Origin of the sequence: Stenotrophomonas sp. 2694, assembly GCF_040548715.1 — a bacterium.
Taxonomy (GTDB): Bacteria; Pseudomonadota; Gammaproteobacteria; order Xanthomonadales; family Xanthomonadaceae; genus Stenotrophomonas; species Stenotrophomonas indicatrix.
The window spans coordinates 1-22,966 of sequence record NZ_JBEPSG010000012.1 but is presented as its reverse complement, the minus strand read 5'-3'; the positions used below and the strand labels follow the sequence as shown (position 1 = coordinate 22,966).

Below are 22,966 nucleotides of genomic sequence, written 5' to 3'. Positions count from 1 at the left end.
CGGATGTTCGGCGTCAGCGCTCGGCGGCCTGCTCTTCCAGGATCGGCTTGGCCAGCGCGAACGCGTGGTTGGCCGCGGGCACGCCACAGTAGATCGCGGCCTGCAGCAGCGCTTCCTTGATCTCCTCCGGCGTCACCCCGTTGTTGCGGGCGGCACGGATATGCAGCTTGAACTCCTCGTCGTGGCCCAGCGCCACCATCATCACGATGGTCAGCAGCGAGCGCGTATGCCGCGGCAGGCCCTCGCGCGTCCACACCGTACCCCACGCCGTGCGCGTGATGAATTCCTGGAATTCGGTGGTGAACTCGGTGCGCGCCTGCAGCGAGCGTTCGACGTGTGCCTCACCCAGTACCTGGCGGCGCACCGCAAGGCCGGCTTCGTAGCGTTCCTGTTCGTCCATCGTGGTCTACCTGTTGTGCGGGATCAGTGCTGCGCCGAAAGATGCGCGGCCAGTGCGGAGGTGAACGCCTGCGGCGATTCCAAGTTGCAGATGTGGCGGCCCGGCACGGCGGCATGGTGCCCATGGGCCACGCCGTTGGCGATTGCCTGCAGCTCGGCCGGAGCGCACACCGGGTCGTCATTTCCGGCAATGGCCAGCAACGGCACGCCAATGCAGCCCAGCGCATCACGGAAGTCGGCCGTGCCCACGGCGTTGCAGCAGCCGGCATAGCCAGCCACGCTGGTGGCGAGGAAGCGCTGCAGGATGTCTTCCACCTGGCTTGCATGGGTCTGCGCGAAAGCGGCGGTGAACCAGCGTTCGCGGGTGCCATCGACCAGCGGCAACAGGCCATCGTGCTGGACCTGGGCGATGCGCGCCTGCCAGCCGTCCAGCGTGCCGATCTTCGCTGCGGTGGCAGCCACCGTTAGCGTGCGCAGGCGATTGCCAGCATGCACGCCCAGCCACTGCCCGGTCAGGCCACCGATCGACAGCCCGCAGAAATGGCTGCGCGCGATGCCGAGGTGGTCCCACAGGGCCAGCACATCAGCGCCCAGTTCGGCCACGCTGTACAGCCCCGGCGGCGTGCTGGACTGGCCATGGCCGCGACGGTCATAGCGCAGGATGCGGTACTGCGAGGCGAGTGCATCCACCTGCGGCTGCCACATGCCCAGGTCGGTACCCAGAGAATTGCAGAAGGTCAGCCACGGCCCGTCGGCGCGGCCCTCGGTCTGGTAGTGCAGGCGATGCTGCGGAAGGTCGAGGAATGGCATGCGTGCTCCAGCGTTGAACGTAGGATCAGCCGCGCGCGAGCACGCGGTCGATCCAGGTATCGGCCATGCCGCGCCAGCTGTCTGCGGCGAACAGGGCATCCAGTTGTGCGGCGGAAAGCTGCGCGGTGACTTCGGGCATCTGCCCCAGCACCACGCGCAGGTGCTGCGATTGCGCAAGCGCCTGCCTGGCCGCTTGTTCCACCAGGGCATGCGCGGCGGGCTTGCCGATGCGCTCGCCCAGGGTGACCGCAACGGCTTCGGCGTAAAGCAGGCCGCCGTGACTGTCCAGGTGCCGGCGCATGCGCTCGCGGTCCAGCTGCAGGCCCTGCACCACCACATCCACCTGGGCCAGGCTGCCCGCACACAGACGCACGATCTCCGGCACGGTGTCCCATTCGGCGTGCCATTGGCCTGCTGCGCGCTCGTGCGGCTGCGGCATGGCAGTGAGCAGCGTGGACAGCAGGCCCGGCACGCGCGTGGCGGCGGCAATGGCGGCCACGCAACCCACCGGATTGCGCTTGTGCGGCATTGCCGAGGAACCGCCCTTGCCCTCGCCCGCCGGCTCGAAGGCTTCGGCCACCTCGGACTGCATCAGCAGCACGATGTCGGTGGCGATCTTGCCGAGGCTGCCGGTCAGCAGTGCGAACACGCTGCCGAACTCGGCAATGCGGTCACGCGCGGTGTGCCAGGGCAACGCCGGCAGCGGCAACTGCAGCTCGGCAGCCAGGGCTTCGGCCACGTCCAGCCCGCGCGTCTGCAGCGAGGCCAGGGTGCCGGCGGCACCGCCGAACTGCAGCACCAGCGTGTCTGCGGCCAACGCATCCAGCCTGCGCTGGCTGCGCTGCAGGGCGTCCAGCCAACCGGCCGCCTTCAGGCCAAAGGTCACCGGCACTGCTTGTTGCAGCAGCGTGCGTCCGGGCAGCCCGGTGCCGCGCTCGGCCTCGGCCAGCCGCGCCAGCGCCATGCACAGCACGCGCAGGCGCGCCTGCACCTGGCTGACTGCCGCGCGCAGCTGCAGCACCGCGCCGGTATCGATGATGTCCTGGCTGGTGGCGCCCCAGTGCACCCAGCGCGCGGCCTCGGCATCGTTCGCCTTGACCTGCGCGGTGAGTGCCTTGACCAGTGGAATGGCCGGATTGCCAGCCAGTGCGGTGGCTGCCGACAGCGCCGGCAACGAATACAGATCGGCGCTGCAGGCCGCTTCGATCGGTGCCAGCGCGGCTGCGGGAATCACCCCGCACTGCACCTGCGCGCGCGCCAGAGCGCGTTCGACATCGAGCATCGCCTGCAGGCGTGCTTCATCGCGGAACACGGCGTCGACGGCGGGGTCGCCGAACAGACCGCCCAGCAGCGTTGGGAAGTGGCTCATCGGTGCAGTCCATCCTGGGTAATCACAGCTTACCCGCGCCCGCCGCACGCGGGCGTGGAGTGGCCGGAAGGCGCGTCGGGCGCGCCGCGATCAGTATGCGAAGAACACCGTCTCGTCCGGGCCCTGCATGCGCACGTCCCAGTGGTACAGGCCCTTGCCCTGCGCCTGTGCGACCAGGGTGTGGCGGCGTTCGGCCGGCACCAGCGCGAGGATGCCGTCCTCGGCGTTGCTGGCTTCGTCACTGAAGTAGATGCGTGCACGGGTGGCCTGCAGCAGGCCGCGCATGAACACCAGCACCACCAGGTGCGGCGCCTGCGGCTCGCCACGCAGGCCCGGCACGCGGCCCGGCTTGACGGTGGTGAAGGCGAAGCGGCCCTGGTCGTCGGTGGGCACGCGGCCCCAGCCGTCGAAGGCCGGGTCGTGGTCGTCCCGGCGCGGGTCTTCGCCATGGGCATAGATGCCCTGCGCGTCGGCCTGCCAGATTTCCAGCACGGCATCGGACACCGGCACGCCATTGCCATCGAACACCTGGCCCTGCACTTCCACGCGCTCACCCTGCGCGGTGGCCGGGGCGATGTCGGTGCGGTACAGCGGTTCCAGGCCCAGGCGGTAGTACGGGCCCACGGTCTGCCATGGAGTGGATTGGAAACTCATGGTGTTACTCCCAGACGGTCATCTTGCGACCGCGCAGCACGATGTCGAAACGGTAGCCCAGTGCGAATTCGTTGGCGGTGTTTTCCCAATCGAACGAGGACACCATGCGCTCCCGCGCCTTGGCGTCGTCCACGCAGTTGTAGATCGGATCGAACGCCAGCAGCGGATCATTGGGGAAATACATCTGCGTGACCAGGCGCTGGCCGATGCCTTCGCCATGCAGCGAGAAGTGGATGTGTGCCGGGCGCCAGGCGTTGTAGTGATTGCGCCACGGGTACGCGCCCGGTTTGATGGTGGTGAAGCGGTAGTGGCCTTCGCTGTCGGTCAGCACCTGGCCGGTGCCCTTGAAGTTCGGATCCAGCGGCGCGTCGTGCTGGTCGCCCTTGTGCAGGTAACGGCCGGCGGCGTTGCACTGCCACACCTCCACCACGGTGTTGCGCACCGGGCGGCCGTTCTCGTCCAGCACGCGGCCGCTGACGATGATGCGCTCACCCTGCGGCTGGCCGGGGAAGCCGGCAGTCAGGTCGGCGGCATGCTCACCGAGGGTGATGCGGTTGATGCTCGGGCCGGTCACTTCCGAGAGCGTCACCGGGATCGCGATCGGGTCGGTTCCCGGGCCGCGCAGCGCAGTGGAGGCGTACGGCAGGTGGATGCGCGGCGGCTGGCTGCCGGGGTACGGCTTGCGGTAGCCGCGCAGTGGGGTGGGATCGCTCATGGCGTACTCCTGTTGGCGAGCGGCCCGGAAGCCGCAGCTGTCTTGAGATTACGGAATCAGGGGATGGTTCACACGCGCTCGATGGCCAGGGCCACGCCCTGCCCCACGCCGATGCACATCGTGGCCAGGCCACGGCGGCCACCGCTGGCCTCCAGCTGGCGCAGAAGGGTCAGCGCCAGGCGCGCGCCGCTCATGCCCAGCGGGTGGCCCAGCGCGATGGCACCGCCGTTGGGGTTCACGTGCGCGGCATCATCGGCCAGGCCCAGCTGGCGCATGCAGGCCAGCCCCTGCGAGGCGAAGGCCTCGTTCAGTTCGATGGCATCGAAATCGTCGATGGCCAGGCCCAGCCGTGCCATCAGCTTCTGGCTGGCCGGCACCGGGCCCATGCCCATGATCGCCGGCTCCACGCCGGCACTGGCAAAGCCGAGGATGCGCGCGCGCGGGGTCAGGCCCAGTGCCTGTACCTGCGCACCGGAGGCCAGCAGCAGCGCGGCGGCACCATCGTTGATGCCCGAGGCGTTGCCGGCGGTTACCGTGCCCGGCTGGCGGAACAGCGGCTTCAGCTTGGCCAGTGCTTCGGCGGTGGTATCGCCGCGCGGGTGTTCATCGCGCTCGACGGTCACGGTTTCGCCGCGTTTGCGGCCCGGTACCTCCACCGCCACGATCTCGCCGTCGAAGAAGCCGCGCGCCTGCGCGGCGGCCGTTCGCTGCTGGCTGCGCAGGGCGAACGCATCCTGGTCCTCGCGGCTGACGCCGTAGCGCTCAGCCACGTTCTCGGCGGTCTGGCCCATGGTCTCCACGCCGTGCAGTTCACGCAGGCGCGGGTTGATGAAACGCCAGCCCATGGTGGTGTCTTCGATCTGCTGGTCACGGGCAAACGGCAAGGTTGCCTTGCCCATCACGAACGGCGCGCGCGACATCGATTCGACGCCGCCGGCAATGGCCAGGCCGAGCTCGCCGGCAGCAATACCACGGGCCACGGTGCCGATCGCATCCAGGCCCGAACCGCACAGGCGGTTGATCGTGCTGCCGGGCACGCTCACCGGCAGGCCGGCCAGCAGCAGGCTCATGCGGGCGACGTTGCGGTTGTCCTCACCGGCCTGGTTGGCGCAGCCCAGGTAGACGTCCTCCACCAGCGCCGGGTCCAGCTGCGAGTGGCGCGCCAGCAGTGCCTTCAGCGGAATCGCGCCGAGGTCGTCGGCGCGCACACCGGACAACGCGCCGCCGTAGCGGCCGATCGGGGTGCGGATGCCATCGACGATATAGGTCTCGTGCATCGGCATTTCAGGCTCCCTCGGCCAGTGCCAGCGGCAGGCCGGTCAGTTCACGCAGTTGATCGATGTCCACGCCCTCGACCATTTCCAGCACGGTCGCGCCGTCGGCGCCGAGGTCGAACACCGCCACATCGGTATACACGCGCGACACGCAGCGCAGGCCGGTCAGCGGATAGCTGCATTCGGCCACCAACTTGCTTTCACCGTGCTTGGTGAACAGGTCCATCATCACAAAGACCTGCTTGGCCCCGATGGCCAGGTCCATTGCACCGCCCACGGCGGGAATCGCATCGGAGGCGCCGGTGCTCCAGTTGGCCAGGTCACCGTGCGCCGAGACCTGGAAGGCACCGAGCACGCAGATGTCGAGGTGGCCGCCACGCATCATCGCGAACGAATCGGCGTGGTGGAAATAGCAGCCACCGGTCAGCAGGGTAACCGGCTGCTTGCCGGCATTGATCAGGTCCGGGTCTTCCTGGCCGGGCGCCGGCGCCGGGCCCATGCCCAGCAGGCCGTTTTCAGACTGCAGCAGTATCTCCTTGTCCGCCGGCAGGAAGTTGGCCACCGTGGTCGGCAGGCCGATGCCCAGGTTGACGTAGGCCCCTTCGGGAATATCGCGCGCCACGCGCGCGGCCATCTGTTCGCGGCTGAGCTTGTTCATGCCTGCACTCCTTCTGCGGCCACCGGCACCACGCGCTGCACGAAGATGCCGGGGGTCACCACGGCCTCCGGGTCCAGTTCGCCCAGCGGCACAACCTCACGCACCTGCACGATGGTGCAGCGTGCGGCCATCGCCATCAGCGGGCCGAAGTTGCGTGCAGTCCGGCGATACACCAGGTTGCCCCAGCGATCGCCGCGGTCGGCCTTGATCAGCGCGAAATCGGCATGCAGCGGGTACTCGAGCACGTAGTGACGACCGTCGATCTCGCGCGTTTCCTTGCCCTGGGCCAGCTCGGTGCCATAACCGGTGGGCGTGAAGACCGCGCCCAGCCCGGAACCTGCCGCATGGATGCGCGCGGCCAGGTTGCCCTGCGGCACCAGCTCCAGTTCGATCTCGCCGGCGCGGTAGGCCGCGTCGAAGTGCTGCGAATCGGCCTGGCGCGGGAAGGAGCAGACGATGCGGCGCACGCGCTTGTGCTTGATCAGCGCAGCCAGGCCGGTATCGCCGTTGCCGGCATTGTTGTTGATGATGGTCAGCTCGCGCGCACCCTGTGCAATGAGCGCATCGATCAGCTCGTCGGGCATGCCGGCAGTGCCAAAGCCGCCGATCATCACGGTCGCGCCATCATGGATATCGGCCACCGCTGCTTCCACGCTGGCCACGCTCTTGTCGATCACTGCATTGCTCCTTGCCCTGCCTGCCGGCGGTCATCACCGCCACGCTGCAGGGCCACTGCGAAGGGAAAACATGACCCGGACATGGTCGCCATGGCACGTCGCCCGGTCAATGCGATATTCGGCCATTCGATTCGATAATCGCACATTGAGTGATGTGCTCCGGCCATCGGTTCAACGCCGGTTCTGACCCACGCCCACGCGCAGGCCGAGGCACGCCCATGCCGCCAGCAGCAGCGGCGCAGCGCACAGCACGTACAACGAGGACGGCTGCCAGCCACCATCGACCAGAACACCCACCGTGAGTGGCGAGAGGATCGCACCGACCCGGCCGATGCCGATGGCCCAGCCCAGGCCGGTGGTCCGCACTTCGGCGGCGAACACCACCGGCGCGGCCGCATACAGGCCGGCCATCGCTGCGAACAGTGCCGCACCGATCACGAAGGCCAGCGGGAAGGCCACGCCCAGCTGCGTGCTGAAGGCCGCAAAGCCCAGCATCGAAACCATCGCCAGCAGCAGCGCGCCGGCCGTCAGCCTGGACAGCGACCAGCGCGAGGCCAGCCAGCCGAACAGGCTGCCGCCAACGATGCCGCCCAGGTTCAACAGCACGCCACCGGTGATGCCCTGCTGCGCCGACACGCCGGCCGAGACCAGCAGCTTCGGCGTCCAGCTCAGCACGAAATAAAACGCGAACATGTGCAGGAAGAACGCCAGCGCGATCAGCAGCGCGACGCGGCGCAGGTCACCCACGAACAGCGCGGCATAACCCTGGCGCTGGCCGTCGCGCACCGGCGCTGGCGGCAGCGCCTGCAGCTCTGGCAAGCGCATGCGCGAGAGCAGCGCGTTCAAGCGTGGCAAGGCATTGGCCGGGCGACGCGCGACCAGGAAATCCAGCGATTCGGGCAGGCATTTGAGCACCAGCGGAATGCACAGCAGCGATGCCGCTGCGCCGACCAGGAACACGCTGTGCCAGGCCCAGTGCTCCAGCATCCAAGCAGCCAGCAGACCGCCAGCGGTCGCACCGATCGGGTAGCCGGTGGCCTGCAGCGCGACTGCGGTGCTGCGCCACTTGGCGTTGGCGTACTCAGCGGTGATCACCCCCACACCGGCCAGCATGCCGCCGATGCCGATGCCGGTGTACACGCGCAGCGCACCCAGCTGCCAGGCGTCGGCGGCCAGCGCGGACAGCGCCATGCCACTGGTGAGGATCAGCAGGCAGCAGACGATCATCGGCCGCCGCCCCCAGCGGTCGGCCAGCGGTGCCAGCAGGAACGAACCCAGCGCCATGCCGACCAGCCCGGCACTGAGCATCAGCCCCAGTACTTTGCCCGACAGCGCCCAGTCCGCCGAAACATGCGGCGCGGTGAAGGCCATGACCATCACATCGAAGCCATCAAGCATGTTCAACAGCACGCAGATGGCGATGGCGGTCCACTGGAAGGGACTCATCCGTTCAAGGACAAGCGACGGTGCGGCGGCGGAGGCGTGGCTCATGGTGCGGTTTCCTGCAACAGCGTGATGCGGTGGAACGTCCGGCGGGGAAGGTCTCAGTGACCGGCCTGGCTGGATGCATGAATGACCTGCAGAACGTCCTGGAGGCGCTCAACCTCGACCTGGCCTGGCGCCGACGGGGTGCCGATCATGCCGAAGGTCAGGGCCTGGCCGAAGGTTTCGCCGGCCAGGCGCGAAACCACGCCGGTGCCGCCCATCGACATGGTCAGCAGCGGCTTGTCGCTCTGCTGGCGCACCTGCCAGGTGGCATCGAGCAATGCCAGCACATCGCCAGCGTCGCGCGGCATCACCGCGATCTTCAGCACGTCCGCGCCAAGGGCCTGCTGCTTTAGCAGGCGTGCGACGATTTCCTCGCGCGGTGGCGTGGCGTGGAAGTCATGGCTGGACATCACCACTTTCACGCCAGCCTTGTGGGCCTGCGCCACCAGCGCCTGCACCACCTTCGGATCGCGGAACATCTCCACGTCGATCAGCTGGGCGACACCACCGCGCAGCAGCGCAGCGTAGAGCTTGCCGTAGTCGGCATCGCTGATCGGCTTGGCGCCCCCTTCGGCCTTCGTGCGGAAGGTCACGATGGCCGGCTTGCCCCCCAGTGTGGCCTGGATGCGCTTGCCCAGCGCGACCAGCGCCTTGTCATCGGTGGCGATGTCCAGGTAGTCGATGCGCCATTCGGCGATGTCGGTGGATCTGCTGGCGGCGATCGCCGCGGCCTGCTGCAGAGCGACATCCGCGGTGGCACCGGTAATCGGTACGATGGTGCGCGGGCTGCCCTCGCCGATGCGTAGTTGGCCGACCTGCAGCACCGCCGGTGGCGGCGCGGCCAGGGCCAGCAAGGGGGAGCAGGCGAGCACGCCGGCGAGGACAACGGAAGCGAGCGGAATTTTCATCGCGGTCACCACAGCATGGAAGGAGCGCGCGGCCATCAGAAGGCCACCTTGGCCTGGACACCCACGGCCCAGGCGTTGTCGGTACCGCTGTAATTGAACGTGCCCGGGTTGACGATGTACTGCACGTCCGGGCGGATCATCAGCCAGGGGTTCACCTGGAAGCTGTAGGACAGCTCGAACAGCTCCTCGGCCTGGCTGAGGTTGTACAGCGGCGAATCGGTGGGCACGCCCCCGGCGGCCAACGTGGCGCGCCGCGCATCGACCAGGCGGTCATTGATGTCAGCGCCGACGTAGCCCAGCGCGATGCTGTCCTGCGCACGCGCGCCGATGCCCTGGTAGACGCCGCCCAGCGCGTACCAGCGCTTGATCTGCGCGGTATCGGTGTCGGACACCATGTACTGCGCGAAGGCGGTCAGGCCGCGGCTCGGGTCGGCCGATTCCTGGGTCAGACGCTGTTCGGCCAGCACGTAGGCGCCGTGGCGCCCGGTGGTCGGCGAGGTATCGAGGCCGCGCCTGTCCACGCGCGACGTGTCGTAGTAGCCACCGAACTTGTAGACGCCGGCGTAGCGGCTGCCCTTGGCCGGCGTCCAGGTCACCTCCACCGGAAACAGCGAGCCGGTGGTGCCCGAAACGAACGGACGGAATGCGTTGCGTTCGATGTTGCCGCCCAGGTTCGGGTTGACCTGGAACCAACCCGTGCGCACGTTCACCGCCGGGCTGATCTGCTGGGCGAACTCACCGCCCCAGCGTGCCATCGGGTAGTTGTACCAGCCGCTGTTGCCGGACATCGCCAGCGGGTGGGCGCAGAATGCGGCGTTGACGAAGTGGGTCAGCAGGCTGTGCAGGCCGAACTGGTTGCCCATCGCGTAGTACCCCAGCTTGTAGTACGACCGGCCCGCATTGAAGGTCTGGTCGTAGCTCAGCTCGGTCAGCCGCGTGTACTGGCCGCCATACGCCTCCTGGATCGGGAAGCGGTTGCCGACGAAGTCCACCGAGGTGCTGCGGCCACGACGATCGTTGAGGGTGAAGTGGAACGCACCGCCGTCCCAGCCGGCCAGCTTGCCCATGTCCAGGTCCACGCCCACCCGCACCTGCTGCGCATAGCGCGCGCCGGTTTCGCCGTAGCCACCATCGACCACGCCCATGGCCTCGCCCACGTAGTCGCCGCGGAAGGCAACGCCGCGCTCGAACAGTTCGGTGCGGGTGCCGCCCCAGTCGCCGGTAAGGGTCTTGCCTTCGTAGCGGTTGCTGGACTGCGCGCTGGCCACGGCTGGCAGCAGCAGGGCGGCCAGCAGGCCCAGGGAAACAGGTTTCGCAGGATTCATGATCGCGGTCTCGTGGAGGTGATCAGCGCAGCGACAGCGGCGCACTCAGCGGGGAGGTGGCGCCCTGCGCCGAGGTAACCGTGGCGGTCAGGCTGCCGGCAGCGGCAGCGTCGGTCCCTGCACCGAGCGGGAAGGTGAAGCTGCCCTGCCCCTGCGCGTCGGTACGTGCTTCCACACTGCCCAGCACCCACTCGGCCTCGCTGCCGGTGGCGGCCCGGTTGCCGAACACTTCCACCTGGTAGCGGGCATCAGGCACGCCCTGGAGACGACCCGTCAGCTGGCGCTGCGCACCCTTGCCCTGCACTGCGGTCAGCTGCGGCGCGGCCTGGCCGAGATTCGGCAGTGGCTGGCAGCCAGCCTGGCCGGCAGCGGTGCAGATGCGCGCACGCTTGGACGCATCGTTGTCCACGCCACGGCCACGGGAGCCGACGAAGCTGGCGTGCTCCAGGCCCGGCACACCGAACACGATGGCGCCACGCGGCTGGCCCTTCACACAGGCGCCGCCGGCTTCGCAGCGCTCGATCGGCAGGCCGTTGCCGTAGATGCGGTTGCCGGTGAAGCGGTTCGGCGCACTGACCGGCTGCGGGCGCACGCCGATGCCGATGCCATTGCCGGTGATGGTGTTGCCGTCGACCACGTTGCCGCTGCCGGTGATGCTCAGGCCCAGCGAATTGCCGGTGAAGGTGTTTGCCGCGATGTAGTTGCGGTTGCCCCAGTTGATCTGCAGGCCATCGGAGTAATCGACGAAGCGGTTGTGGACCACGCTGTTGTCGTTGCCCCACAGGATCTCGATGCCCTGCGAGGGTTCCGGGTTGGCCCTGGTGGATTGGAACAGGTTGTCGGCCACCAGGTTCCAGGCCGCGCCGCGGGTCAACTCCAGGCCGTCGCCGTTATCGAGGAATACGTTGCGCACGATGCGGTTGTGCACGGTGGTGGTGGCGGTGGACTGGCCCTTGCCGTCATCACCGGTGAGCATGATGCCGGCACCGCCCTTGTTGGCGACGATGCGGTTGTCATGGATCTCGTTGTGGCTGGAGCGGTTGACCAGCACGCCGATGCAGAAATTGCGGATCTCCAGGCCGGCCAGCTCCACGCCCTGGGTATCGCGCAGGACCAGGCCCGGCAGCGTGGTGGTGCGCACGTTGGTGCCGGACTGGCCCGGCTCGGCGCCTGGGCAGGCATCGGTTCCGGTGCCGGTGACGTAGGCCGAGCCATCGATGGCGACGTACTGGCCATCGCGTTCCCAGGACGTGCCGATGATCTGCACCGGCCCCTTGATCTCCGGCAGCGGCGTGGCCGGCGTGATGACGTAAGGCGCAGCGCCAACGGCCGCGATCTCGATGCGGTAGCGACCCGGCGCCGCATTGGCAGTGGTGATCGCCCAGCGCAGCGAGCCGGCGTTGGCGTCGTCGGCGTAGCGGTCCACGCGCAGCACCTGCAGTGCCTCGCGCGGCGGTTCGGCCTGGTAGGCCAGCGCCAGCGACGGCAGCACGGCAAGCAGGGACAGGGAAACAATGGACAGACGACGGCGCATGCGATCACTCCGCGCAGAGGAAGGAAAATCCGGCGGCCTTCCCCCTGCACCTGGCATCAGCACCGGACCGGCTGCTGCCCTCGCCCCGCCAGGGGTGGATCGCTTGGACTGCTATGAAACTGCGGAAATGAAAGTAGGTTTATCGCACTGCACCATTCAAGTGCGGTAATCGACTGCGCGTGCGAATATCGCACTGAATGGGTACTACCATCGTTGTAGGCGGGGTGTTTGCAGGGCTTGCAGCCCTGCACCTGCCTGGAGCCAGAGCAACGTCGAGGTCAAGGGAGGCTCTGGTTTTCTGCTGGCTGGGCGGGGCGGTGCGGGTGGGCAGGACACGCCGTCAACCCATCCTTGGGGGCTCGTAGGCGCCATCCATGGCGCCTGCGGTCCTGCCCACCCACACCGCCCCCCCCCCTCGACAATTTCCGGATGACGGCTGGTCCATCCACGCTTCGCGTGGATCACATCTGGTTGAAATCGAATATTTCGAATTGAAATCGAAAACATCCGCGCATGGCGTGGCGCTACTGGCCACCGGGGGTTTACGGCGTCCCCGCAAACCCACAGTGCCCGGCCATCCCACAGGATCCCCGCTGTGGCTGTTGCTCCGGCCTCGGCGGGTGCAGGGCGCAGCCCTGCAAAAGAAAACCCTACGAACTGCAGGACAGCATCGAACAGCCTGCGCGGTCGTCAGCCCACGCCGGCCGCTTACCGGCGTAATGCTCCAGCCCCGGGCGTTCGGTGTACGGATCACGCAGTACGTCCTGCAGGGCATGCACACCGCCCAGATCGCCCTGCTCGGCGCGGTCGATCGCTTCCTGTGCCAGCCAGTTGCGCAGCACATACAGTGGATTGGCCGCGCCCATCTTGGCGACACGCTCGGCTGCCGGCAGCGGATCGGCACGCAGCCGCGCCGCGTACTCCTGCAACCAGTGCTGCAGAGGTTCCTGCACCGCGTGCTGGCGCTCGGCGTCGTAGAAGACCTCGGCCAATACGCTTGCATCGGGTGCGTTGGCATCGATGCGCATCAACGCACGCCATGCCAGGGTCATGTCCATGCCGCCGTCCTGCATCAGCTGCTGCCAGCGCTGGTAAAGCTGCAGATCGGCATCATCGGCCGCGGCCAGCCCCAGCTTGGCCGCAACATCGCGACGGGTGCAGGCGACAAAGGTCGCCTGGTAAGCGGCCAGCCCTGCCTGCAGCGGCTGCACGTCGGCGAACAACGGCGACAGCGCCTGCGCAAGCCGGTTGAGATTCCAGTACGCCACCTGCGGCTGGGTGCCGAAACGATAGCGGCGTCCTTGCGCATCGGTGGTGTTCGGGGTCCAGTCCGGGTCGAAGTCTTCGACCCAGCCATAGGGGCCATAGTCCAGCGTCACGCCGAGCACGGAGAGGTTGTCGGTGTTCATCACCCCATGCACGAAGCCCACGCGCATCCAGTGCGCGATCATCTCTGCGGTACGCACGGCGATCTGTGCGAACCAGTCGCCATACAGCGCTTCGCCCTGCCCCGTCAGTTCCGGGAAATCGCGGGCGATGCACGCCTCGACCAGTTGCTTCAGCAGTGCGGTCTCGCCACGTGAAGCAGGCAGTTCAAACGAACCAAAGCGCAGGAACGAGGGCGATACCCGGCAGACGATCGCGCCGGGCTCCGCACGCGGATGACCGTCGTAGAACATGTCGCGCACCACGTCTTCGCCGGTGCCGACCAGCGACAGGGCGCGCGTGGTCGGCACACCCAGGTGATGCATGCCCTCGCTGCACAGGAATTCACGGATCGACGAGCGCAGCACCGCACGGCCGTCGGCGCCGCGCGAATACGGCGTCGGCCCGGCACCCTTCAGCTGAAGCTCCCAGTGCCGGCCATCGGGGGCGATCACCTCGCCCAGCGAGATGGCGCGGCCATCACCGAGCTGACCGGCCCAATGGCCGAACTGATGGCCCCCATAGTTGGCCGCCCACGGCTGCATGCCCGCGTACAACGCGTTGCCGCCGAACACCTCCGCGAAGCCTTCGTCATCGACCTGCGCAGGATCGAACCCCAGCATCCCGGCAACCTCCGGCGACCACGCCAGCAGCACCGGCGCTGCGACAGGCGTCGGCATCACCGACGACCAGGCCGCACCCAGCACTTCGCGCCGGCGCGGACCGGACTCGGGATCGCCCGGCAGCAGATTCAGCAGGCGGTTGTCGAACTGGGGGGCAGTGGTATCCATGGGCAAAGCATGGGGGCGGCGACGGCCATCCTCAATCGCCGCGCAGGGCCTGCAATGCCCCGCCGTGCGCCTCGGCGCGCCGGTAGGCCGGACGCTCGCCGATGCGCTTGAGGAAGCCACGCAACGACGGCTTGTCGTCCAGCCCGCCGCCGCGTGCGGCCGCCGCCTGGATCGGGAAGCTCATCTGGATGTCCGCAGCGGTGAAGCGTTCGCCTGCAAACCACGGGCTTTCGGCGAGGCGCCGTTCCATCCAGTCCAGATGCAGGCGTCGCTGCGGGCCGATGAAACCGCGCTCGGCCTTGTCGGCGATGCTGCGGGCGATCGGCCGCGCGAAGAACGGCATCGGCGCGCTGCGGATGCGACTGATCACCAGGGTCAGCAGCATCGGCGGCATGGCCGAACCTTCGGCATAGTGCAGCCAGTAGCGGTAATCGATGCGCTCTTTGCCTTCGGCCGGTACCGGCGACGGCGACAGCTGGCGATGCACGTCGTAGCGGTCAACCAGGTAGTCGAGGATGGCGCCGGATTCGGCCAGGATGAGGTCGCCATCCTGCAGCACCGGCGCCTTGCCCAGCGGATGCACCTGGCGCAGTTCCGGCGGCGCCAGCAGGGTCTTCGGGTCGCGCGGGTAGCGGCGCAGTTCGTAGTCCAGCCCCAGCTCTTCCAGCATCCACAGCACGCGAAGCGAACGGGAATTTTCCAGATGATGGACGATGCGCATGGGCGGCTTCCGCAGAAAGGTGCCCGATGGTAGCGCGGCCTGGTGCACGCAGGTGTCTGCTACCCTGCCCGGCCGTGGAAGGCCTGCCAGCATGGACACCCCGCCGTTCGATGCACTGCTTGGTTACCTCGGGCAATCCGAGGACCACACCTGGACGCAGTACATCTGCGAGCACGTCGCCAAGGGCGTCCTGCGCAGATTCGAAGCGCACGATTGGCAGCGCCTGCAGAAGATGATCGCAGCGCAACCCGCGTTCTGGCAGCAACGCTGCACCGACGCGCTGGGTGAATGCATGAAGCCCGAAGCCTTGCCGCTGCTGTTCAGTCAGCTCCATTCCAGCGATGACGACAGCCGGATACTGGCGGCCTATCACCTGCAATGGATGGAAGTGCCGGTGGGTCCGGAGGTGGTTGATGTCCTGCGCGAGATCCTGTCGCGCATTCCGGCAGCCGAACGCGCCGAGTACCAGGAAATAACCCAGCTGCTGGAGCGGGCGCTGGCTGCGGGTTGAACCCGTCGTGCGACGCAAACGAAAAACGCCGGGAGCTTTCGCTCCCGGCGTTCTGGCTACCAAACGGTAGCAGACGGATTAGACCGCCTGCACCTGGTCAGCCTGCATACCCTTCTGGCCCTGGACGGCGACGAAGGTAACCTTCTGGCCTTCCTGCAGGGTCTTGAAGCCGGTGCCCTGGATCGCGCGGAAATGCACGAACAGGTCCGGGCCGCTTTCCGGGGTGATGAAGCCGAAGCCCTTGGCGTCGTTGAACCACTTGACAGTGCCGGTCTGACGATCAGACATATTTACTAACTCCTGAAACACATGTTGAAAAAAATCGCAGCCACCGGGTATCGGGGCCGAGACTGAGTTGCAGGCGTTGGTAAAGCGGATCGATGAGCGGATCGTGAGATCAACTGCACCAGGCCACGATTCACGGTGACCCTAGCAAACACAGTGGGCCAGACGATACGCGTGTTTTGAGCAAAAAGCGATAGCCATGATATTCAGCGTCAAATGGCCAGCCCCTAGACAGGGCAAGGGGTTGCACCAGATCGAGGCTAAACCCGGGTCCCCATTCAGGTTTTTCCTACCCTACACTGGGTAAATGACTGAAGCTGAAACCCGAGCTGAACCCCTGCTCCCCCGCATCTGGGTGGACGCAGACGCCTGTCCTGTTGTCATCCGCGACATCCTGTTCCGCGCAGCTGAACGGGTCGGCGTGGAGCTGACCCTGGTCGCCAACCAGTGGATCCGCACCCCGCCTTCGCGCTGGCTGCGCTCCATCCAGGTTCCGCAGGGACTGGATGGGGCTGACAGCGCCATTGTCGAACGGATGGCTGCCGGCGACCTGGTGGTCACCCAGGACATCCCCTTGGCGGCCCTGGTGCTGGAGAAGAAGGGCGTGGCCCTGAACCCGCGCGGCCAGCTGTACACCCCCAACAACATGGCCGAGCGGCTGTCGATGCGCAATTTCATGGAAGAACTGCGTGGCGCCGGCGTCCAGACCGGCGGGCCACCGCCGCTCGGCGCGCGCGACCGCCAGTTGTTCGCTGCCGAGCTGGACCGCTGGCTGGCGCGACGACCGGGCAGGTGAATCCGGCTGTGCGTCAGCCGGGAACGCACAAGGTGCGCGTGCTGCGGAAGCTGCGTCGCTGGCCGGTCAACGGATCATCGAAGGCCAACACCTGCGCCAGCAGCTGCAACGGCGGCTCGGCCGCACCCTCTGGCCGCACGTGCAGCTGCGGATAGAGCTCGTCCCCCAGGATCGGCGCCCCGAGCGCGGCCATATGGACGCGCAGCTGATGCTTGCGCCCGGATTCGGGCGCAAGCCGGTAGCGCCAGACCGGACCGTGCGCATCAATGACCTCGACACGGGTCAGCGCATTCGGCTCGCCGGGAACTTCAGCCATACGGAAGAACGGTTCCCCCGGCTGCAGCCGGCTATGCCGCTCCAGCGGAAACCGCAGGTCCGGCAAGGCCGGCGCCAGCGCCTCGTAGGTCTTCTCGATGCGGCGCTCACGAAACAGCCTCTGGTACGCGTCGCGCGTTTGCGCCTGGGTGGAAAACAGCACCAGGCCGGCCGTCAGCCGGTCCAGCCGGTGCAATGGCACCAGGTCGGCGTTGCCGGTGCGCTCGACCAGGCGCGCCAGCAGGGTCTGGCGCACAAATGCGCCGGCCGGCGCGGTCGGCAGGAAGTGCGGCTTGTCGGCCACCAGCAGGTGCGCGTCGTGATGAAGGATGTTCTCTTCGAAGGGAATCACCGGCTCATCGGCCACTTCACGGAAGTAGCGGATCTCCAGCCCCACCTGCCACGGCATGTCCGGTGCCAGCGCCCTGCCCTGTGCGTCCTGTATCCGCCCGCGTGCGAAGCGACTCTCCCATTGCAGCCGGTCGATGCGCGGGAAGCGCGCGCACAGGCCGTCCAGCAGGGAATTCCAGTCACCGGGCGGCAGCTGCAGTCGGCTGGGCGTGGTCATGGCGCGATCGGGGCGCCATCGCTCTGCAGACGGCGCGGACGTGAAAGGGACATACGACAGGACACGCCAGAAGCATCAGGGCGGCCAGCGTGCCACCGATCAGGCCCTGCCGACACCCCCATACCGGACACCCCCGGGGCAAACCTCTATCATTGACGGTCTTTACCCCTCTGGATCTTCATGGCCCTCACCGCCACCATCCGCAAGGCCGAACTGCAGATCAGCGACATGGATCGCGGCTACTACGCGACCCACAACCTGACCCTGGCCCAGCATCCGTCCGAAACCGACGAACGCCTGATGGTGCGCCTGCTCGCCTTCGCGCTGAACGCTGGCGACCGCCTGGAATTCGGCCGCGGCCTGAGCACCGACGACGAGCCGGACCTGTGGGAACACGACTACACCGGCGACATCCTGCAGTGGATCGACCTCGGCCATCCGGACGAGTCGCGCATCCGCAAGGCCAGCAACCGCAGCCGGCAGGTGCAGGTGGTCAACTACGGTGGCAATGCATCGGACATCTGGTGGCAGAAGCAGGGCAAGGGCCTGGCCCGCTTCGACAACCTGTCGGTGGTCGACCTGGACGGCGGCTTCGTCGATCTGTGGGGCCAGCAGATCCAGCGTGCGATGCGCTGGAGCGTGCTGATCCAGGACGCCGAAGTGCAGCTGCTCAACGATCAGATGCAGCTGGACGTGATCCCCAACTGGCGAAAGCGCGCCAAGGCATGAGCACGATCCGCTGCGACGTGCTGGTGATCGGTGCCGGCGCTGCCGGGCTGATGACCGCGATCACGGCGGGCCAGCGAGGCCGGCATGTGCAGGTGATCGACCACGCCAACAAGATCGGCAAGAAAATCCTGATGTCCGGCGGTGGCCGCTGCAACTTCACCAACACCGGCACCACCCCGGCCAACTTCCTGTCGGCCAATCCGCATTTCTGCAAGTCGGCACTGGCGCGTTACTCGCCCTACCACTTCATCGAGATGGTCGAGCGCCACGGCATCGCCTATCACGAGAAGGAACTGGGCCAGCTGTTCTGCGATGTCTCGTCCAAGCAGATCGTGAAGATGCTGGTGGACGAATGCCAGCAGGCCGGCGTGCAGATCCGCACGCAGTGCAGCGTGGAGCGCATCGAGCACGGCACTGACGGCTTCCGCGTGCACACCACGCACGGCCTGTTCCATTGCGCCTCGCTGGTGGTCGCCACCGGCGGCCTGTCCATTCCCAGCCTGGGTGCAACCGGGTTCGGCTATGAGATCGCGCGCCAGTTCGGCCACCAGGTGCTGCCCACCCGCGCCGGCCTGGTGCCGTTGACCCTCAGCGGCACCCACCAGGAGCGCCTGGCCGAGCTCAGCGGCGTCGCCCTGCCGGTCGAGGCCAGCAGCAACGGCACCCGCTTCCGCAACTTCATGCTGCTGACCCATCGTGGCGTCAGTGGCCCGGCCATCCTGCAGATTTCCTCGTTCTGGCAGCCCGGCGACGCGCTGTCGCTGGATCTGCTGCCCGGCCAGGATGCCGCCGAATGGCTGCGCCAGATGAAACGCGAACGCCCCGCCGCGGAACTGCGCACGGTGCTGGGCGATGTGCTGCCCAAGCGGCTGGCGCAGCGCCTGTGCGAGCACTGGCTGCCCGACCGCCCGGTACGCCAGCTGGACGAGCCGGACCTGCGCAAGGCCGCACAGGTGCTTTCAGCGTTTCCACTGGTGGCCAGCGGCACCGAGGGCTACCGCACCGCCGAAGTCACCCTGGGCGGCGTCGATACCAACGAGGTCTCTTCCTCGACGCTGGAATCCAAGCGCGTACCCGGCCTGCATTTCGTCGGCGAGGTGCTGGACGTGACCGGCTGGCTGGGCGGCTACAACTTCCAGTGGGCCTGGGCCAGCGGACACGCGGCCGGCGGCGTGGTGTGAACCGCATCGCCGTTCCATGCACGCAACCGCTGCGCGCATGGACGCGCCGCCACGCATCGTGTATCTAGATTTGCAGATTGGGGAGCAGTGCATGCAGAACGCGAACGACATCACCATCCGCCTGCTGATCGTCGATGACAGCGGCGAGAACGCCGAAGCCATCGTCAGCACCCTGCGCAACAGCGGCATCGCCGTGCGCCCATGGCGCCCGCAGGACTCGGCCGAGCTGTCGCAGGTGCTGGCCAGCCAGGCGATCGACCTGGTGCTGGCTGCGCCCTCGCAGAGCATTCCGCTGCCACTGGTGGCCCAGCACATCGCCGCCAGCGGCAAGGACATCCCGCTGGTGCTGCTGGCCGAACGCATCGACGAGGACGAACTGGTACAGGCCAGCAGCAACGGGGTTCGCGCCCTCGCCCTGCGCCAGCGCGCCGAACACCTGCTGGCGGTGGTCCGCGACCAGTGGGTCGACCTGCAGGCGCGGCGCGGCCTGCGCCGGATCGAAGCGCAGATGCGCGAGACCGAGCGTCGCTGCGACGCGCTGATCGCCTCTTCGCGCGAGCCGATTGCCTATGTCCACGAAGGCATGCATATCCGCGCCAACGATGCCTACCTGGAAATGTTCGGTTACGAGGATTTCGAGGAGGTCGAAGGCATCTCGCTGCTGGACATGGTTGCCGCCCAGCACGTGGATGATTTCAAGCAGCTGCTGAAGTCACTCAGCCGCGGCGAAGCGCCTCCGCCGCAGTACCAGCTGGACGCCCGCCACCAGGACGGCAGCGCCTTCCCGGCGACGATGGAATTCACCGCAGCCACCTACGAGGGCGAATCCTGCCTGCAGGTGGTGTTCCGCCGGCGCATGGAATTCGACCCGGAGCTGGCGCGCGAGGTCGAGGACCTGCGCCAGCGCGACCAGGTCACCGGCCTGCTCAACCGCCCCACCTTCATGCTGCAGGTCGAGGACGCGGTTGCCCAGGCCGGGCGCAGCGAAGGCCAGTTCGGCCTGCTGATGGTCGAGCCGGACCATTACGCGCGCCTGCTCCCGGATATCGGACTGGCCTCGGCCGACGCCCTGATCGGCGCCCTCGCCGCCCTGCTGGCCGACGTCGTTGGCGACGATGCGCAGCTGGCCCGTTTCGGCGAACACAGTTTCGCCGTACTGCAGTCCGGCCCCTATGCGCAGACCGTGGCACTGGCCGAGCGCATCCGCGAAGCCTACGCCGCACACGTCTTCAGCATCGGCGCGCGCTCGGCCACGGTGACCGTCAGCATTGGCGGGGTGCAGGTGGGCGAGAAGATCGCCAGCATCGGCCAGGTGCTGGCGCGCGCCAGTGAATGCACGCAGGCCGCAGCCGCCCTCGGCAATACCTGCCGCATCTTCGACCCGGCCGCTGTTGATCGCGTGGAGGAAGAGCGCGTGCAGCGCTGGGTCGCACGTATCCGCGAAGCCCTGGCAGGCGATGGCTTCCAGTTGCATTACCAGCCGGTGCTGAACCTTCAGGGCGAGTCGCTGGAGCTGTATGAAGCCTACCTGCGGCTGGAACACAACGGAGAACTGCTGAGCCCGACCGCCTTCCTCGGCATTGCCGAAGAACATGGCCTGCTGGCGGACATCAACCGCTGGGTCGTCTCGCAGGCAATCGCGGTGCTGGGCGCGCGTGCCCGCGAGGGTCATCCCACCCAGGTGCTGGTGAAGGTCACGCCGGAATCGTTCGATGATCCGAAGATGATCGCCACGCTGCGCCAGCAGCTGCAGGCGCACGGCGTGCCGGGCGAACGCCTGTGGCTGCATGCACCGGAATCGAAGGTGTTCACCCACCTGCGCAGTGCCCAGCAGTTCCTGGCGGAAGTGGCACCGCTCGGCTGCCGGATCGGCCTGGAGCAGTTCGGCTCGGGCCTGGACTCGTTCCAGCTGCTGGCCCACTTCCAGCCGCAGTTCCTCAAGCTTGATCGCGGCTTCACCAGCGACCTGGCCGCCACCCGCGAGAACATCGACCGGGTCAGCCAGATAACCGCACGCGCGCAGGAAGCGGGCATCCGCACCATCGCCGAGTTCGTCAGCGACGCCAACTCGATGACACTGCTGTTCAGTGCCGGCGTGGACTACGTGCAGGGCGATTTCGTCGGCCCGGCAGCGCCGGCGATGAACTTCGAGTTCGGCTGACACCTCATCGGTAGCGCCGGGCCATGCCCGGCGGGTGGCCTGCAGACCGCTGCGCTCGCCGGGCATGGCCCGGCGCTACCCATGAAGAAGGCCGGCTTGCGCCGGCCTTTTCCGTTGATCAGGTCAGATCGACCAGGTTGTCGATCTTCACGTCCGGGTTGACGTCGGCTTCGTAGTCGACACCTTCGACGCCGAAACCGAACAGGCGCAGGAAATCGGCCTTGTAGCCGGCCAGGTCACTGATCTCGTACAGGTTCTCGTTGGTCACCTGCGGCCACAGCGCCAGCACCTTGCCCTGCACGTCAGCGGCCATTTCCTTGTAGTCGGCGCGCAGGCGGCCTTCCTCATCGATCAGCGCAACGGTATGGCCATCGCCATCGACCAGGTCGTGGCGCAGGCGATCGACCGCCACGCCATCGGCCTTGGCGCCGTACAGGATGTCGTACAGCACATCGAGCTGCTCGATGCAGCCTTCGTGGGTGCCCTTTTCCTTCATCACCTTGAACAGCAGCGACAGGTACAGCGGCATGGTCGGAATGGCCGAGCTGGCCTGGGTCACCACCGCCTTCAACACCGACACGCGCGCATCGCCGCCGATCCTGGCCAGCTTCTCGCGCAGCCCCAGCACCTTGTCGTCCAGATCCTTCTTGGCAGCACCGATGGAGCCGTTCCAGTAGATCGCCTGGGTGATCTCTTCGCCCACGTAGGTGAAGGCCGTGGTGGTGCAGCCGTTGGCCAGCACGCCGGCATCGGCCAGCGCGTCGATCCACATCTGCCAGTCCTCGCCGCCCATCACCGCGACGGTGCCGGCGATTTCTTCCGGGGTAGCCGGCTGCAGGTGGGTTTCGGTCAGCACTTCCTTGTCGGTATCCAGGCCGCGCAGGGTGATCGGCTCGCCGATCGGCTTCAGCGTGGAGCTGATGATCTCGCCCGTCTTGGGATGCTTGCGGCGCGGTGCAGCCAGGCTGTAGACCACCTGGTCGACCTGGCCGAGATCGGCCTTGATCATCTCGATGGTCTTGGCCTTCACCTCATCGGAGAACGCATCGCCGTTGATGCTCTTGGCATACAGACCCGCTTCGTCGGCGTACTTGTGGAACGCCGCCGAGTTGTACCAGCCCGCCGTGCCCGGCTTGGTTTCACTGCCCGGGCGCTCGAAGAAGATGCCCAGGGTTGCCGCGCCACTGCCGAAGGCGGCCGTGATGCGCGCGGCCAGGCCGTAGCCGGTCGAGGCGCCGATCACCAGCACGCGCTTGGGGCCGTTCTGGATCGGCGGGCGCGCACGGATGTAGTCGATCTGCTGCTTGACGGCGGCGTCGCAGCCGGTCGGGTGGGTGGTGACGCAGATGAAGCCGCGGACGCGCGGTTTGATGACCATGAAGACCTCGGGTTGGCAGGTGCGGCGCGCGGGGCGCTCAGCAGGAATACGTGGCGCGCGCGTGCGCGCGAACCGCAGGATCGTAGTGCGCGGGGGAAGATTGCACAACCGACGGCGGCGTAGGGTGGAGTTTGTTCTGCAGGGTTGCACCCTGCACCCGCAGAGGCAACGTCGACGGCAGAAGCCGGGTTCCTGTGGATTGGCGGGGTGGGGGGGGGGGGGGGGGGGGGGGGGGGGGACGGGGCGTTAGGGCGGGGGGGGGCGGCCACCCGGCGCCCCCCCCCCCCCCCGCGC

Annotated in this window: 22 protein-coding genes; 5 read left to right on the top strand and 17 right to left on the bottom strand. The window is 67.4% G+C overall.

Going from position 1 to position 22,966, the window contains the following annotated elements; genetic code table 11:
* Positions 1-13: 13 nt before the first annotated feature.
* The 14 genes from pcaC to ABIA73_RS14450 form a co-directional block, all read right to left on the bottom strand.
* A complete protein-coding gene (pcaC, locus tag ABIA73_RS14515; RefSeq protein ID WP_025875079.1) occupies positions 14-400 on the bottom strand; it encodes a 4-carboxymuconolactone decarboxylase in 387 nt (128 codons plus the stop codon).
* Between the two features lie 23 nt (positions 401-423).
* Positions 424-1,209, bottom strand: coding sequence for a 3-oxoadipate enol-lactonase (pcaD, locus tag ABIA73_RS14510; RefSeq protein WP_354275956.1), 786 nt, complete (start codon positions 1,207-1,209; stop codon positions 424-426).
* A 25-nt stretch (positions 1,210-1,234) separates the two neighbouring features.
* Entirely contained in the window at positions 1,235-2,578 is a 1,344-nt protein-coding gene (locus tag ABIA73_RS14505) for a 3-carboxy-cis,cis-muconate cycloisomerase (RefSeq protein ID WP_309910773.1), read from the bottom strand.
* A gap of 90 nt (positions 2,579-2,668) precedes the next feature.
* Entirely contained in the window at positions 2,669-3,232 is a 564-nt protein-coding gene (gene pcaG / locus ABIA73_RS14500) for a protocatechuate 3,4-dioxygenase subunit alpha (protein ID WP_025875085.1), read from the bottom strand.
* Positions 3,233-3,236: 4 nt separating this feature from the next.
* Positions 3,237-3,947 carry a protocatechuate 3,4-dioxygenase subunit beta gene (gene pcaH, locus ABIA73_RS14495; RefSeq protein WP_059063873.1) on the bottom strand — a complete coding sequence of 237 codons (711 nt, stop codon included), beginning with the start codon at positions 3,945-3,947 and terminating at the stop codon, positions 3,237-3,239.
* Positions 3,948-4,015: 68 nt separating this feature from the next.
* Positions 4,016-5,224 (bottom strand): 3-oxoadipyl-CoA thiolase, encoded by a 1,209-nt coding sequence (gene pcaF, locus ABIA73_RS14490; RefSeq protein ID WP_354275968.1) that lies wholly within the window; start codon positions 5,222-5,224, stop codon positions 4,016-4,018.
* Between the two features lie 7 nt (positions 5,225-5,231).
* A complete protein-coding gene (locus ABIA73_RS14485; protein WP_354275955.1) occupies positions 5,232-5,879 on the bottom strand; it encodes a 3-oxoacid CoA-transferase subunit B in 648 nt (215 codons plus the stop codon).
* Entirely contained in the window at positions 5,876-6,556 is a 681-nt protein-coding gene (locus ABIA73_RS14480; protein ID WP_025875093.1) for a 3-oxoacid CoA-transferase subunit A, read from the bottom strand. Before ABIA73_RS14480 ends, ABIA73_RS14485 begins: the two co-directional genes overlap by 4 nt.
* A gap of 171 nt (positions 6,557-6,727) precedes the next feature.
* Positions 6,728-8,047, bottom strand: a complete 1,320-nt coding sequence (locus tag ABIA73_RS14475; protein ID WP_195763005.1) for an MFS transporter — start codon at positions 8,045-8,047, stop codon at positions 6,728-6,730.
* A 53-nt stretch (positions 8,048-8,100) separates the two neighbouring features.
* Complete coding sequence (gene aroD, locus ABIA73_RS14470; protein ID WP_354275954.1) at positions 8,101-8,952, bottom strand: type I 3-dehydroquinate dehydratase; 852 nt, start codon at positions 8,950-8,952, stop codon at positions 8,101-8,103.
* Positions 8,953-8,987: 35 nt separating this feature from the next.
* On the bottom strand, positions 8,988-10,277 hold the full coding sequence (locus ABIA73_RS14465) for a carbohydrate porin (protein WP_354275953.1): 1,290 nt from the start codon (positions 10,275-10,277) through the stop codon (positions 8,988-8,990).
* A gap of 22 nt (positions 10,278-10,299) precedes the next feature.
* Positions 10,300-11,811: a right-handed parallel beta-helix repeat-containing protein gene (locus ABIA73_RS14460; RefSeq protein WP_025875101.1), complete on the bottom strand. Its 1,512-nt coding sequence runs from the start codon at positions 11,809-11,811 to the stop codon at positions 10,300-10,302.
* 650 nt (positions 11,812-12,461) lie between these two features.
* Positions 12,462-14,027, bottom strand: a complete 1,566-nt coding sequence (locus ABIA73_RS14455) for a protein adenylyltransferase SelO (protein ID WP_218789130.1) — start codon at positions 14,025-14,027, stop codon at positions 12,462-12,464.
* Positions 14,028-14,058: 31 nt separating this feature from the next.
* Positions 14,059-14,748, bottom strand: coding sequence for a glutathione S-transferase (locus ABIA73_RS14450; RefSeq protein ID WP_080149085.1), 690 nt, complete (start codon positions 14,746-14,748; stop codon positions 14,059-14,061).
* A gap of 91 nt (positions 14,749-14,839) precedes the next feature.
* On the opposite strand from ABIA73_RS14450, the gene ABIA73_RS14445 reads away from it, so the two are divergent.
* The gene (locus ABIA73_RS14445; RefSeq protein WP_080149087.1) at positions 14,840-15,259 is read left to right on the top strand and encodes a hypothetical protein; all 420 of its coding nucleotides are present in this window, start codon (positions 14,840-14,842) and stop codon (positions 15,257-15,259) included.
* Between the two features lie 78 nt (positions 15,260-15,337).
* Here ABIA73_RS14445 and ABIA73_RS14440 read toward each other — a convergent pair whose 3' ends face one another.
* Complete coding sequence (locus ABIA73_RS14440) at positions 15,338-15,547, bottom strand: cold-shock protein (protein ID WP_025875108.1); 210 nt, start codon at positions 15,545-15,547, stop codon at positions 15,338-15,340.
* A gap of 304 nt (positions 15,548-15,851) precedes the next feature.
* On the opposite strand from ABIA73_RS14440, the gene ABIA73_RS14435 reads away from it, so the two are divergent.
* Complete coding sequence (locus ABIA73_RS14435) at positions 15,852-16,340, top strand: YaiI/YqxD family protein (protein ID WP_301865988.1); 489 nt, start codon at positions 15,852-15,854, stop codon at positions 16,338-16,340.
* Between the two features lie 13 nt (positions 16,341-16,353).
* On the opposite strand, the gene ABIA73_RS14430 is transcribed toward ABIA73_RS14435, so the two are convergent.
* Complete coding sequence (locus ABIA73_RS14430; RefSeq protein ID WP_354275952.1) at positions 16,354-17,223, bottom strand: pseudouridine synthase; 870 nt, start codon at positions 17,221-17,223, stop codon at positions 16,354-16,356.
* Positions 17,224-17,403: 180 nt separating this feature from the next.
* Between ABIA73_RS14430 and ABIA73_RS14425 the strand changes: the two genes are divergently transcribed.
* The 3 genes from ABIA73_RS14425 (at position 17,404) to ABIA73_RS14415 (ending at position 21,294) form a co-directional block, all read left to right on the top strand.
* Complete coding sequence (locus tag ABIA73_RS14425) at positions 17,404-17,952, top strand: YaeQ family protein (RefSeq protein ID WP_025875114.1); 549 nt, start codon at positions 17,404-17,406, stop codon at positions 17,950-17,952.
* The gene (locus ABIA73_RS14420; RefSeq protein WP_032977610.1) at positions 17,949-19,133 is read left to right on the top strand and encodes a BaiN/RdsA family NAD(P)/FAD-dependent oxidoreductase; all 1,185 of its coding nucleotides are present in this window, start codon (positions 17,949-17,951) and stop codon (positions 19,131-19,133) included. Before ABIA73_RS14425 ends, ABIA73_RS14420 begins: the two co-directional genes overlap by 4 nt.
* Positions 19,134-19,224: 91 nt before the next feature.
* Positions 19,225-21,294 (top strand): EAL domain-containing response regulator, encoded by a 2,070-nt coding sequence (locus ABIA73_RS14415; RefSeq protein ID WP_032977927.1) that lies wholly within the window; start codon positions 19,225-19,227, stop codon positions 21,292-21,294.
* Positions 21,295-21,412: 118 nt separating this feature from the next.
* On the opposite strand, the gene fabV is transcribed toward ABIA73_RS14415, so the two are convergent.
* Positions 21,413-22,672, bottom strand: a complete 1,260-nt coding sequence (fabV, locus tag ABIA73_RS14410; RefSeq protein WP_025875119.1) for an enoyl-ACP reductase FabV — start codon at positions 22,670-22,672, stop codon at positions 21,413-21,415.
* Positions 22,673-22,966: the final 294 nt, after the last annotated feature.

Excerpts from the sequence above, each read along its gene's own strand:
- pcaG (WP_025875085.1), bottom strand. The coding sequence starts at position 3,232 with ATGAGTTTCCAATCCACTCCATGGCAGACCGTGGGCCCGTACTACCGC.
- pcaC (WP_025875079.1), bottom strand. The coding sequence starts at position 400 with ATGGACGAACAGGAACGCTACGAAGCCGGCCTTGCGGTGCGCCGCCAG.
- fabV (WP_025875119.1), bottom strand. The coding sequence starts at position 22,672 with ATGGTCATCAAACCGCGCGTCCGCGGCTTCATCTGCGTCACCACCCAC.
- ABIA73_RS14420 (WP_032977610.1), top strand. The coding sequence starts at position 17,949 with ATGAGCACGATCCGCTGCGACGTGCTGGTGATCGGTGCCGGCGCTGCC.
- ABIA73_RS14505 (WP_309910773.1), bottom strand. The coding sequence starts at position 2,578 with ATGAGCCACTTCCCAACGCTGCTGGGCGGTCTGTTCGGCGACCCCGCC.
- ABIA73_RS14445 (WP_080149087.1), top strand. The coding sequence starts at position 14,840 with ATGGACACCCCGCCGTTCGATGCACTGCTTGGTTACCTCGGGCAATCC.
- ABIA73_RS14465 (WP_354275953.1), bottom strand. The coding sequence starts at position 10,277 with ATGAATCCTGCGAAACCTGTTTCCCTGGGCCTGCTGGCCGCCCTGCTG.
- ABIA73_RS14430 (WP_354275952.1), bottom strand. The coding sequence starts at position 17,223 with ATGACCACGCCCAGCCGACTGCAGCTGCCGCCCGGTGACTGGAATTCC.
- pcaF (WP_354275968.1), bottom strand. The coding sequence starts at position 5,224 with ATGCACGAGACCTATATCGTCGATGGCATCCGCACCCCGATCGGCCGC.
- ABIA73_RS14435 (WP_301865988.1), top strand. The coding sequence starts at position 15,852 with ATGACTGAAGCTGAAACCCGAGCTGAACCCCTGCTCCCCCGCATCTGG.
- ABIA73_RS14440 (WP_025875108.1), bottom strand. The coding sequence starts at position 15,547 with ATGTCTGATCGTCAGACCGGCACTGTCAAGTGGTTCAACGACGCCAAG.
- ABIA73_RS14450 (WP_080149085.1), bottom strand. The coding sequence starts at position 14,748 with ATGCGCATCGTCCATCATCTGGAAAATTCCCGTTCGCTTCGCGTGCTG.
- ABIA73_RS14460 (WP_025875101.1), bottom strand. The coding sequence starts at position 11,811 with ATGCGCCGTCGTCTGTCCATTGTTTCCCTGTCCCTGCTTGCCGTGCTG.
- ABIA73_RS14485 (WP_354275955.1), bottom strand. The coding sequence starts at position 5,879 with ATGAACAAGCTCAGCCGCGAACAGATGGCCGCGCGCGTGGCGCGCGAT.
- pcaH (WP_059063873.1), bottom strand. The coding sequence starts at position 3,947 with ATGAGCGATCCCACCCCACTGCGCGGCTACCGCAAGCCGTACCCCGGC.
- pcaD (WP_354275956.1), bottom strand. The coding sequence starts at position 1,209 with ATGCCATTCCTCGACCTTCCGCAGCATCGCCTGCACTACCAGACCGAG.
- ABIA73_RS14455 (WP_218789130.1), bottom strand. The coding sequence starts at position 14,027 with ATGGATACCACTGCCCCCCAGTTCGACAACCGCCTGCTGAATCTGCTG.
- ABIA73_RS14415 (WP_032977927.1), top strand. The coding sequence starts at position 19,225 with ATGCAGAACGCGAACGACATCACCATCCGCCTGCTGATCGTCGATGAC.
- ABIA73_RS14425 (WP_025875114.1), top strand. The coding sequence starts at position 17,404 with ATGGCCCTCACCGCCACCATCCGCAAGGCCGAACTGCAGATCAGCGAC.
- aroD (WP_354275954.1), bottom strand. The coding sequence starts at position 8,952 with ATGAAAATTCCGCTCGCTTCCGTTGTCCTCGCCGGCGTGCTCGCCTGC.
- ABIA73_RS14475 (WP_195763005.1), bottom strand. The coding sequence starts at position 8,047 with ATGAGCCACGCCTCCGCCGCCGCACCGTCGCTTGTCCTTGAACGGATG.